The organism is Cyanobium sp. Cruz-8D1, from assembly GCF_024345975.1.
Classification (GTDB): domain Bacteria; phylum Cyanobacteriota; class Cyanobacteriia; order PCC-6307; family Cyanobiaceae; genus Cyanobium.
On the sequence record NZ_JAGQCD010000003.1, the window covers coordinates 34,338 to 45,338 of the forward strand.

The 11,001-nt window shown below is 62.1% G+C and carries 8 protein-coding genes; 2 read left to right on the plus strand and 6 right to left on the minus strand.

Translation table 11 applies throughout. From position 1 onward, the window contains the following. Window positions 1–54 precede the first annotated feature (54 nt). Window positions 55–732 carry a sigma-70 family RNA polymerase sigma factor gene (locus KBZ33_RS02900; RefSeq protein WP_254950531.1) on the minus strand — a complete coding sequence of 226 codons (678 nt, stop codon included), beginning with the start codon at window positions 730–732 and terminating at the stop codon, window positions 55–57. 198 nt (window positions 733–930) lie between these two features. Next, window positions 931–1,122: a hypothetical protein gene (locus tag KBZ33_RS02905; protein ID WP_254950529.1), complete on the minus strand. Its 192-nt coding sequence runs from the start codon at window positions 1,120–1,122 to the stop codon at window positions 931–933. Window positions 1,123–1,217: 95 nt separating this feature from the next. On the opposite strand from KBZ33_RS02905, the gene KBZ33_RS02910 reads away from it, so the two are divergent. Together KBZ33_RS02910 and KBZ33_RS02915 are read left to right on the plus strand one after the other, a co-directional pair. Next, window positions 1,218–1,739, plus strand: coding sequence for a hypothetical protein (locus KBZ33_RS02910; protein WP_254950527.1), 522 nt, complete (start codon window positions 1,218–1,220; stop codon window positions 1,737–1,739). A gap of 20 nt (window positions 1,740–1,759) precedes the next feature. After that, window positions 1,760–2,416: an HNH endonuclease signature motif containing protein gene (locus KBZ33_RS02915; protein WP_254950525.1), complete on the plus strand. Its 657-nt coding sequence runs from the start codon at window positions 1,760–1,762 to the stop codon at window positions 2,414–2,416. Here the strand turns inward: KBZ33_RS02915 and KBZ33_RS02920 are convergent. From KBZ33_RS02920 to KBZ33_RS02935, 4 genes are read right to left on the minus strand one after another with little or no spacing between them, the layout of a single operon-like run. Continuing rightward, complete coding sequence (locus tag KBZ33_RS02920) at window positions 2,413–3,159, minus strand: hypothetical protein (RefSeq protein ID WP_254950523.1); 747 nt, start codon at window positions 3,157–3,159, stop codon at window positions 2,413–2,415. The two genes, KBZ33_RS02915 and KBZ33_RS02920, sit on opposite strands and share 4 nt — an antisense overlap. Continuing rightward, window positions 3,156–5,186 (minus strand): BREX-3 system phosphatase PglZ, encoded by a 2,031-nt coding sequence (gene pglZ / locus KBZ33_RS02925; RefSeq protein ID WP_254950521.1) that lies wholly within the window; start codon window positions 5,184–5,186, stop codon window positions 3,156–3,158. The genes KBZ33_RS02920 and pglZ overlap by 4 nt, the downstream gene beginning before the upstream one ends. Next, window positions 5,186–8,011, minus strand: coding sequence for a DEAD/DEAH box helicase (locus KBZ33_RS21445; protein ID WP_261362202.1), 2,826 nt, complete (start codon window positions 8,009–8,011; stop codon window positions 5,186–5,188). Before KBZ33_RS21445 ends, pglZ begins: the two co-directional genes overlap by 1 nt. Further along, window positions 8,008–10,815 carry a DNA methyltransferase gene (locus KBZ33_RS02935; RefSeq protein WP_254950519.1) on the minus strand — a complete coding sequence of 936 codons (2,808 nt, stop codon included), beginning with the start codon at window positions 10,813–10,815 and terminating at the stop codon, window positions 8,008–8,010. Before KBZ33_RS02935 ends, KBZ33_RS21445 begins: the two co-directional genes overlap by 4 nt. Window positions 10,816–11,001: the final 186 nt, after the last annotated feature.

Here is an 11,001-nt window from a genome sequence, read left to right on the forward strand (position 1 = left end):
AGCCCTCCATGGGCTTTTGCCAGGCCGGCCCACAGCCCAGCTGCAGGGAGGGCCTCAGCCCCCACCTGCAAGCTGCTGGCGCAGGGCAGCGATGGCCTTCTTCTGGGCCCGCTGCACCGACATGGCGCTGATCTGGAGCCGCTCGGCTGCAGCGCGGAGCGACAGGCCCTCCAGGAGCGTGAGCCTCAGGGCCGTGGCCTGGGCGGCGGGCAGCTGATCCACCAACTGCTCCAGCGCCAGCTGCTGCTCGGCCTCGCTGGAGGCCAGCTCGGGCTCAGGAGAGGCCAGCTGATCGAGCAGGCACGGCTCGCCATCAGCGCTGGCATCGAGGCTGAAGTGCCCCAGCGGGCACTGGCCCTGCTCATGCAGGCGATGGGGAATGCGGACCAGCCGCACCCGATCGCGCAGGTGATGCTGCAGAGCGCCTGAGATGCAGCGGCGCAGATAGGGAGCCGGCGGCTCGCCCGCTCTGCAGCGGGAGGCGGAGCGAACCAGGGCCTCACGGGCCACCTGGATCAGATCCTCCCGCTCCACCAGCGGGAACAGACGCCGGGCGGTGGCTGAGGCGATGGCATCAGCCAGGGGCAGGTGCTCCAGCACCAGGAGATCACGGGCCTTGAGGGCAGAACGACTAAGGGCCTGCGGCTGCTGGCAGGAAGGGGAGGCGAGGGGAGCCATCTGGGAGACGGCGGAGAACCCCACCCCCACCGGCCGGCCGCAGCGCCGGGGCAAGGACGCCCGACGCAGGAGAGCGCACGGCCTGATCCTTGACGCGGCGTGAGGACTGGCCGAGTGATGCGGTGGGTGTGTGCCGGCCCTGTGGGGCCTACTCCTCCCCCGCTGCCGGAGCCGGCATACGACCGCTCTGAACTGGGGCATCGCTGCGGCAACGGCAGCCAAGCCCATGGCTTGCGCCACAACTGGGCCCTGTCAAGCGATCACGGGGATGAACGGGTCGACCTCCAGCTCCTCGATCAGAGCGAGGACCGCACCCAGCAGAGGCTCCAGCTCAGCGATTACTGCCCCCTGCTCTGGAGTGCCTGGCTGGGTCATCTGACCCAGGGCATTGAGAACGGCGAGCTGAAAGAGCAGCTCAACCACGCGGTAGTGGCGCTTATCCATGGAGGCTCGGGATCTGTTGCAAAGCATTCCCACCCCCGGACAGCCTGGTTTCTGCAGCCGACCTGGCGGATCATGTGACCAGAAGCTGATGGCTGATGGGCGAGGCGGTACGAGACTGGCTACGGCTGCCGGTTGTCACCGCCGGCTCCGAATACCTGGTGATGGGGCACCTGATGCGGCGCAACATCCTCACCTACAAGGCCCCACCGGGGAATGAAGGGTATGACTTGATCTGCCTTCATCCAGATCCACGTCACCAGCCAGGACCAACAGAGAAAGCGCAGATTCGCGTGCAGGTGAAAAGTCGCTACGCGACCGACTGCGACCGAGGGTTTCCTGTCAAAGAGAAAAGCCTGAATGCCTTCGATTACTTGATCGTCGCCTTCTTAAACATCGGAAGCTTCTACGGCAAGAACGACGGCAGCACTGGCGCTGAACAGCCAGAGTTCTACACCCTATCCCAGCAGTTCATCAGGGAGCATCACGATGCAAGCTCGACCTGGGAAAAGGTCAAGCTCAAACGCCTTCAAGAAGAGATTGAGCCGTTCAAGAATGAGAGGGGCTTTGAGCTGATCGCAATCGACCTTGGCATTCCTCTGCCAAGGAAGAATCGCTGATCTTGCTCGGGGAGACAGCTATGAAGTTCAGGCTCATCCAATCGAACAATCGAGGACTTGTTACCCGAGCGGGAGATCGGACCTACGCTCGCAGCGGCCCAGCAAAGGGGGAGGAAGACTGGAAGCTGCCAACTCTGTTCATCTGGTCGAACAAGCCCACGCGTCTCGTGGCTCGCTGCTGGACCCGCTGGACAGGAGAGAAGCTCGAACGTGACTTCATCTATGAGGTGACGCGCTTTCGAGACGTCATTGATCTTCAAGGTGACACCCGCTTTCACCAGTGGTGCTCTCAGCAGCTGCGGCTGCAAATGTGGGAGATGACAGAGCCAGTTGTGGATGTGAGCCAGCACTGCTGCCCTGAGCCCGAGGCCGTTCATGAGCCTAACCGCTTGAAGACGGCGCAATATCTCGAGCGAAGAAAAACACGGCTGAGAGCCCAGACACCTTTGCTGACAGAGGAAGAAAAAGAAATTATTTCAGATCTCTATCAACTCAGGGACTCGCTCAATCAGGCCGCAGGCCATATCGCCTATCACGTTGACCACATCAAGCCGCTGGCGCTCGGAGGGCAGCATCACCCAAGCAACTTGAGAGTGACAACCTCTCGCGAAAACATGACCAAAGGAGCGAAAGACTATGAGTTGCCGCCTCCTGGGCAGCCTGTGATCGCTGGCTAGCTGGCTTGTGGCGACCTGAGTTCAACCATATCGCCATCGATCCCCTGACGATGCACATCGAAGACGGACTCTTCTCTGAGGTCTGCCATGGTTAGCGAGTGAGTAAATGGGAATAGGGCCGGATGATCCAGAAGCTGGTTGGCGGGCAGGGAGTGGTGCTCATTGTCGAGCAGGAGCGCCTCGCACACCAGCAGCGCAATCTCTCTGGAGACGGACAGAGTCTTTGGGGCTCGTCCATAAACGCCTTTTGTCTCGGTGTCCGCAAGGGCTCCCCAGTCGACAAGCGAACGGATGATCCGCTGTGTGGACTTCACCAGCACTGGACGCTCGGACCATTGCGCCACCATCCGGTTGGTGAGCTGGGCGAGGGAGAAGGTGTCCTGGAGCGTGAGCAGCCGCCCTGCCGTTCCGGCGACATCGGAGAAGATGGGATAGCAGGCGATCGCCATGGCCCAATGCAGGGCGAGATGATCACGCGCTTTTGACGCCTGAAAGGCGGCTACTGCGCGGGTCTTCAGGGGTTCAACAGCAGGAGGGACCTTGGCCCAGATCCTGGTGAGGACCGTCATGGTCTTGCCACGATCGCTGTTGAACTTGTCCCCGCTCACCTTCCCTTCGAGGTAGTCCCACATTCCGGCCCTGACCTCTTCCAGCGAGTCGCCGGCCGCCACTCGGCTGGCCGTGGCCTCCAGCCAGTCGAGCGCCAGCCGCCGATCAAAGCCAATGGTTTTGCGCCTCGTCATGCGGGCTCCTGGATGCGCACGAAGGGAACCAGAACCTCTTCCAGTGCGATGCCTCCATGGCCGAGGGTTTCCTTGCCCTGGGCGAGAAAGGCATCGACCCCGCGGGGCAGCAACACGGAATAGTCAGCTGGCAGTCCGGGACCAGGCCACAGGAGAGCGCTGGGGAGAGCCTGCTGCACCTGCGCCCGCAGCACCTCGTCGCGGAACACCCAGGCCCGCTCCCCTTTCTCTTCGGGGACGGTGCCCACGTTGGGACGACCGATCCCCTTGGCAGCAACGTTGCCGTGATCTGCGGTGACGTACACGGTGAAGCCCTGCTCCAGCAGTGCATCGATCAAGGCGCGGAAGGCACCCTGTTGGCTCCACTGCCGCACCTGGGCATGCAACCCACCCAGACCGGTGACAACGCCGTGGAGCATTTCATCGACCTTGCCGACAACGATGCCCAGCGCCCGGCAGCTTGAGCGAGATGCGGCTGCCTTGACCTTTTCCAGCAGCTCGCTGTCCGGCTCCTGTGACCCTTGCCTGACGTAGGCCACAGCGGGACCCTGCAGACCCTGCTCTGCCCAGAAGCGCTCCCAGTGCTTGGGCTCCTTGTCGGTCGTGCCAATGCTCTGCGGGAAGTACATCGGCGGCTCCGCCGCGAAGATCGTCTGCCGGGAGACGGAGGTGATCGTGGGCACCCAGGCCCAGCAGACGCTCTCCTTGAGATCGAGCCCACCCAGGGAGTCCCGCAGCAGCAGCCACTGGTCAAGAGCGAGACCATCGACAACCACCAGGGCGAGTCGCTTGGTGTCACCATCCCGCTGGTGGCCCAGGAAGTGCGCGACCTTGTCGAGGGTGACGGGACGGGGGATAGGCGGCAGCGACGACAACGCGCTGTAGCGCTGGAGCATCCAGTCCCCGAAGCGCTCCTCCAGGGCCAGCTGCAGACGAGCGAGCTGGGAGCTGGTCTGCGGGCTCAGGGAGCCACTGAGCTCCGTTTGCAGCACCTGGGCTTCTGCCCAGCGAAGGGCGAACAGCTCCCAGTCTTCGTGGGTTGCAGTAGCGCCTGGAAGTGCCTCCTCCAACAGCGGCAGAAGACGCTGCAGCCGGAGAGCTGCGTTCTCCTCCTGTTTGCCCACCACACCGAGGCGCATCCAGCCCGTGGGCACCGCGTCGGCAGCAATCGCTGTGGTGGGCTCCAGCAGGCCCTCGGCAAAGAGGTTGTCGATGAAGACCCGGATGTCGTCGTGGTCAAAGGGCAGCAGCTCGGGCCCGGGGAGCTGCGGAGCCGGCAGCTCACGCCCAGGGACAACCGGATACCCCTTGGACTGGAGAAAGAGGGGCCAGCGCTCCTGCAGGAAGGAGAAGAAGGCAGCCCGGTTGGGCAGCAGGCGCTCCAGGGGCCACTCCCGCCATTGCTTTTGGAGGCAGAGCTGCTCCAGCAGGCGCTGATCGAGCAGCGGCGGCAGTTGTTGCTGGCGGAGATGGCGCCGGAGCAGAACACGGAGCAGGTCAGCCGGCTGCTGGATCTGGCCAGGCACCACTCCAAAGAGTTCGTTGAGGAGGAAGTCCTTGGTGGCATTCGCCCCCAGCTGACCGGGGTTCGCCCGCTGCAGGGCCACACTCAGCGCATCGAACTGGCTGGGCTCAAGCTCAGAGAGAACGTTGGGGTCGAGACTGGGAAACAGGCTCGGCAGGCTGAAGCTGAACTCGCGCTGGGTGGCTCGGGCCTCTGAGAGCAGGTCGTAGGGGAGAACGGTGCGGGTCGAGGCCTCGCCGCCGTTCACGACAACGACATGGAGCGACTCTCCTGCCTCCCAGCGCGGCCGGCAGCGATGCTCAAACAGGTAGCGAAAGGCGACGGGGTCGTCGTAGGCCAGCAGCTCATAACCCCGCTCGGCCAGGAGCGAGCGGAGGACAGGTTCGGCGAACAGCTGGTCGGGATCGTTGACCACGGTGAGCCGACTGGCGGTGGCGCTCTCGCTGGTGAAGCACTCCAGTAGCGGCTGGCGCCAACTCGCCGCAGGGTCCGGGTTTGCCATCAGGCTGAAGCGGGTGCCAGGGACACCAGCTGCAGCAGCGTGAGCGAGGGCAGGGTTTCCTGGCGCCGCTGGAACTCCTGCCGCCCCTGCTGCTCCTCCTGCTGCAGCTGGGCGCGGCGGAAGTCGCGAACCTGGGGCAGTCCCAGCTGCTCGATCGCGCGCTGCCGGGCCGAGAAGGCCAGCTCCTGCTTGCGGCGCTCGCGCTCCAGCTTCTGCTGGTGTTTGGCCTGGAGCTCATCGAAGAGCGGCCTGCCCTGCTGCTGGGCCTGCTGGTGACTGCGGTCGTAGGCCTGAGCTGCCTCTGCAGGCGAGAGCTGAGCCTCTGCCAGGAGCTGCAGCCCACCTTCGAGGCTGATCAGCCGCTCCCAGATCAGGCGGGCCGTGGGCTCCAGCAGCTTGCCCTCGCTGGAGAGGAAGAGCGGCAGCATGCGTTGGCTGCGGCCCTCGCTGGTTTGCACAGCGACCCGCCAGAGCGACCAGATCCCCGACACCTTGCCGGCGAGTTCGGGAAGGTGCAACACCGGCACGGTCATGCCCGGGGCCCTGGGGGGCAAGGCTGCCGTGAGGGCGCGCAGCCTCGGCTCCTCGAGGCTGAGGTGGACCAGACCTGCCTCTTTGGCGCTCTGCCGGCTGAAGGTGGCCCTGAGGTCGCGGTGGCCATCGGGCCAGTGCAGATCCAGGCCACCAGCAGGGTTGGGCCGCACCTGCCCACCGGCCTCGGCCTGGGTCTGTAGCCAGGAGAGGGTCATGCGCTCGGTCCAGAAGGGCATCAGATGGCCGGCCACGCGCTGGGCGGCCTGGGGATCGAGCTCCTCGGAGCTGGAGAGCAGGGAGGCCCCCTCATGGGCAGACAGGGCCCGGGCGCGGATCGCCTCGGCGAGCGCCGCTGCCCGCGCTTCCGCCTCTTCTGGCGTCAGAACGGCGTTGACATAGAGCTGCTGGAAGTCGAGACCGTTTTCTTCCGAATCGAGCACATCGGAGAGCTTGTCGACGCCGAACTCCTGCAGGATCCGCTCCAGCTTTTCCTCCAGCACCTCACGCACCCGCAGCTCGACGGTGTCTTCCAGAGCAAAGTTGAGAGCCCGCACGATGTGTGTCTGGCCGATGCGATCCACCCGACCGATGCGCTGCTCCAGCTTCATCGGATTCCAGGGCAGGTCGTAGTTGATGATCACGTGGCAGAACTGCAGGTTCAGACCTTCGCCGCCGGCGTCGGTGGAGATCAGGATCTGGGCCTCGTTGGCGAAGGCCCGCTGGGCGCTCTTGCGCTCCTCCAGGTTCATGGAGCCGTTGAGCACCACGACCGGATAACCACGCTGCTCCAACACCTCCGCCAGCATCTGCTGGGTGGGCACGAACTCGGTGAACAGCAGCACCTTGAGGGCTGGGTCGTTCTCGTCTCGCTGCAGCTGCTGAATCGTGTCGAGCAGAGCCTGGGCTTTGACGTCGAGACCCCGGGCCTCACAGCGGCGGGCGGCGGAGAGCAGTAGCTCCACCTCGGCCCGTTCGTTCTTGAGCTCCTTGAGGCGGCTGTTCAGCAGCGTTTCGAGTTGCTCCTGCCCCTCCAGCTCAGCCCAGTCCTCGCCCACGTCTTCCCCAAACAGCGTGAGCTGGCCGGTGGGCAGCTCCAGCACCTGCAGGCGCCGCTCCAGGGCGGTGCGTATGGCAGCGGTACTGGAGGTGACCAGCCGCTGCATCAGGATCATCAGGAAGCCAACGGCGGGCTGCTTGTCACGCAGGGCTTGGTTGTAGCCCTCGCGCACGTACTCGGTGACGGCGTCGTAGAGGACCCGCTGCTCCAGCCGGGCGCTGTCCCAGGCGACGGAGACGATCTGGGTGTGACGCGGCTGAAACAGGGGCTCTCCCTTGTCGTTGATGGCCCGGCGCTTTTCGGTGCGGATCACGTAAGGGGCGACGTTCTCCCGGGTGACCGAGCTGTCGTCGGGGAGGGCATCGGGATCGAGGAAGCCGAGCAGACGGCGGAAGGCATCGGTCTTCCCTTGATGCGGGGTGGCGGAGAGGAGCAGCAGGTAGGGAGAGGCCTGGGCGAGCCCTTCACCGAGTCGGAAGCGGGCCACAGTTTCTGTGGAGCCGCCGAGGCGATGGGCCTCGTCGATCACCACCAGATCCCAGCCGGCGTTGATCAGGTCGTCGAAACGCTCGCGGTTGTAGCGGGCCACCTGCTCCGCACTCCAGCCGCGGCGAGAGTCCATCGGCTTGACCGAATCAAGGGTGCAGACCACCTGGTTGTGCTGCTTCCAGAGGTTTTCTTCGGGGCCGACACCGAGCAGCTGGCGCCAAGCGCCGAAGTTGCCGGGCTGGACGAGGTGAAAGGTTTCATTGAAGTGGGTGTCGAGCTCGCTGACCCACTGGCTGACCAGACCGGCAGGAGCCACCACGAGAAACCGCTTGGCCAGGCCGCGGACCTTGAGCTCACGAATGATCAGGCCCGCCTCAATCGTTTTGCCCAGGCCAACCTCATCGGCGAGGAGATAGCGGACCCGATCTCCTGCCATGGCGCGCTGGAGCGCCTGGAGCTGGTGCGGTAGGGGGATGACGGAACCCTCCAGTGGTGCGACCAGGGCGTCGTGCTCAAAGGCATCGAGGATGCGAGCCGCAGCGGCCACAAAGCTGAGCTGCTCGAGGCTGGTGGGGCTGGCCTGCTCCAGGGTCTGCAGCCGCGCAACAGGGAGACGGACCACAGCGTCTCGGCGGGACAGCCAGATCTGGGCTGTGGGGATGCCCCAGAGGTCTTCCACGGCGATCACCCGGCAGGGCTCGCCGTGATCCAGCGAGTGACACCAGTCGCCGGCCGCGAAGCTCATGCGTCGTCGCCCAACCGGGTCTGGGCGTTGTCGATGTACATGAGGAGCTTCTCGTCCTCCTGCAGCACCGCCTCTGGGAGCTTGGCCGCCACCTTGACGATGGTGGCGTAATCCCGCTCCTGCCAGCAGGCCTTGAAGCCGGCCCGCACGGCTTCCGTGCGGAACTGCTTGATGCGGCGCTGACTGCTCTCTTTGATTTCTTCGAACTCCTTGAGCAGGGCGCGTTCGCGGATCTGATCGAGATCGGCCTGCTTGTTGGGATCTGGAACGTACCAGCGGTCTCGGGCCTTCTCGATGAGTCTGGAATCTTCTTTGTCGAGATTCCGGTGATCTTTGAAGTTGGTGGAGAGATAGCTGTGGATCTGGCTCGGCACTGGGCCGCGTCCGTCGTAATGCAGAAAGTTCTGCTCAAGGATCACCTTGAGCTCTACGGTCTGCTCGTGCTTGGCCCAGGCCTGAAGCTCGCGCATGAATTGCGGTTGCAGATCCTGGAAGCTCTGCGGCTTGTCCTGCAGCTGCTGCCGGATCCACTGAATCGCACTGTGCTCATCGTTGACAAAGAAGCTGAGCTGGCGCAGCTGTGTAGCGGTGGTGCGTTTGCGGTCGTATTCCGTGACCTGATCTGGCAGGAAGTACATGCCATCTCTTTCAGGGAAGCGTTGCTGAAGACCCTGCAGAAACTCCGGACCAGAAAGAGGCACGCTGATGCCGTGCTGGACATGGAAGGCGATCATGCGATCCAGCAACATTTGAGGCGTTCGCTCAACCACAAGTTCGACTTCATTGGAACGACCAACGAACACTGGAACGTTATGAAGATGCTCGCGTACGAAGGCCCAAGCCCCATCAGCAGATGATTGTCCGATCTCGAAGCGTTGCCGCAGAGCTTCAGTAGGCTTGTAGGCGGATATCACCAGATCCTGCTTCACTGCAGAGCTTGTGACCTGCCGATAGGATCCTTGTTGCTTGTCAAGCGTCCGCACGTCGGCAACTACAAACCCTGCTGCACCCATTGCCTCCTGAATGGCTCGCCAAATCCCGTTACTCGAGTTACTAAAAACAACTGTCATCCAGCGACCTGGCTTCAGGACCCTGCCGTACTCCTCAAAGCAGCGACGCATAAGCGCTTGATAATCCGGCACTTTCTTTTGCTTGGCTTGGTCAACAATTGCTTCGCTGCCAGCAAAGGTAGTCACTCCATGCCAGGATTCAACAAGAAAGTTGAGATCCGCGTAGTATATATTTTCCCCGAACGGTGGATCCGTAAAGATATAGTCTACTGAATTATTCTTGATGCCGATTGCGGCACAGGTTCCCGTTTGAACCATGGCTGCCCCTGAAGCAACTGGAGTCGGGGCAAAGCATTTAACAATTCGATCAACCTTGGTATTTCGCTTATGCTCATCAGCAAGTATGTACCATGGGCTTAATTCGGCGGTCTGCGACGCGACATAATACACCCCGGTGAGACTTTGCCCAACCTGTGAATATCCTGTAGGCCTGTATCGGTTTAGCACCGACATCGACCATATCGCCTGTTCGGCAAACCACAGAAGCGCCCTGCGAGTACCTAGGTCCCTGACCTCATTCGCCTTTCTCCAAACCGCAGCCAAAGAATGAATGGCACGAGGGAGAAATAGGTGATGAGTTCTGGTAAACCCCTTCGGCTGCAATCGCGAACCGTGATACATCTCCCCAATTGGGAAAGGCAGGCTAGCAACATCAGGTGGATATGCTAGGGCATCAATTCTCGCGAGAATACCAAGATCGGCCTCGGTTACTGGCCTCTCACAAGTTCTCGCGCCAATATTATAGTTTATAAATACAGGCTTGAGGGCGATCCTCTTCCAAGTCTCTTTTGTGACGGGATCAACGCGAGTCTCGAAAGTTCGCTCGAGCTTGTCCTTGTTAAGATGAGAGCTGCAATGCGGACAAGGAAAGGAGTCCCGCGTCTTTTTGGTAGCCAGGTCGAGAGCTTCTTCGATAAAGTTTACCTCTCCAGCGCACTCAGGACATGTAAAGACCTCGCTCCACACCGTGAAGTTAATCCTTCCCTTGGCATTGCTTTCCGAGTGAGGCACGTCATACATCCAGCCAAGATCAGAATCAACCTCATCCAGAATCCGTTGAGCTTCTCTCTCAAAAGCTGCCGGATCAAAGGGAAGATTGTACCCGGCCGAGATGAAAGATGCTGCCGGTCCAAGGTCATTTAGGACTACTCGTCGTACGCCCCATTCGGGCGGTTCATGGCCTTCCACTTGCCAAAGCGCCTCAAGTTCCTGGCGGTACGCCAGGGGGGCAGTCCCACACCACTGAGCCGCAAGACCTGTCATCCCTGATCCACAAAAACCATCCAGGACGATGTCCCCAGGCTTGGTGTAGTGCAAGATCGAGGGGACGATCGCTAAGTGGGGAACCTTGGTGTGATAACCGTGTGCCTTGTAGAGCTGATTAGTTTTCCCGACACTCACATCAACGGCGAATGGCTCCCGCTCATAGACCTCATCCGGGTCATATGGCTTGCCATTGCAGCGGACAAAGTCTTCCAGGAAGGGATTTGGGCAGGCGGTGTAATACGGCGGATCCGACATCCGCAGGATTGCTTCATCGCTGCCTTGAGGGAAGCCCGGTGTTTTACGAAACTCCGGGTCCTGCAGCTTGTCCTTCAGAAGCGCCAGGAAGTGTTCCCGCCGCGCCTGATCGTTCTCGAAGGTGAGGCCGAGGCATTCCACCGGACCGCTTTGCCCTCTCTCTTGCTGAAGCTCCAGGGTGCCTTGCTGTTCCTGTTCTGTGGTGCTTGGCATGGCTGCAGTGTTGAAAGCGGTGGGTTGTCGGCTTGGCTGGATGACCAGAGGCGTGTGTTCAGACGTGGCCTTGAGCTGGTGAAGTGCCTCGTCGCAGGTGGCTCATTGGCGCTGCTCCACTTGCTCGGTGACATGCGCGGTCACATGGCCGGTGACTTGCTCGGTCACTCAGGCTGAGGGCCCAGC

Bases quoted from the DNA above. Each gene is read 5' to 3' on its own strand.
- KBZ33_RS21445 (WP_261362202.1), bottom strand. From the start codon at position 8,011: ATGAGCTTCGCGGCCGGCGACTGGTGTCACTCGCTGGATCACGGCGAG.
- KBZ33_RS02905 (WP_254950529.1), bottom strand. From the start codon at position 1,122: ATGGATAAGCGCCACTACCGCGTGGTTGAGCTGCTCTTTCAGCTCGCC.
- pglZ (WP_254950521.1), bottom strand. From the start codon at position 5,186: ATGGCAAACCCGGACCCTGCGGCGAGTTGGCGCCAGCCGCTACTGGAG.
- KBZ33_RS02920 (WP_254950523.1), bottom strand. From the start codon at position 3,159: ATGACGAGGCGCAAAACCATTGGCTTTGATCGGCGGCTGGCGCTCGAC.
- KBZ33_RS02910 (WP_254950527.1), top strand. From the start codon at position 1,218: ATGGGCGAGGCGGTACGAGACTGGCTACGGCTGCCGGTTGTCACCGCC.
- KBZ33_RS02915 (WP_254950525.1), top strand. From the start codon at position 1,760: ATGAAGTTCAGGCTCATCCAATCGAACAATCGAGGACTTGTTACCCGA.
- KBZ33_RS02935 (WP_254950519.1), bottom strand. From the start codon at position 10,815: ATGCCAAGCACCACAGAACAGGAACAGCAAGGCACCCTGGAGCTTCAG.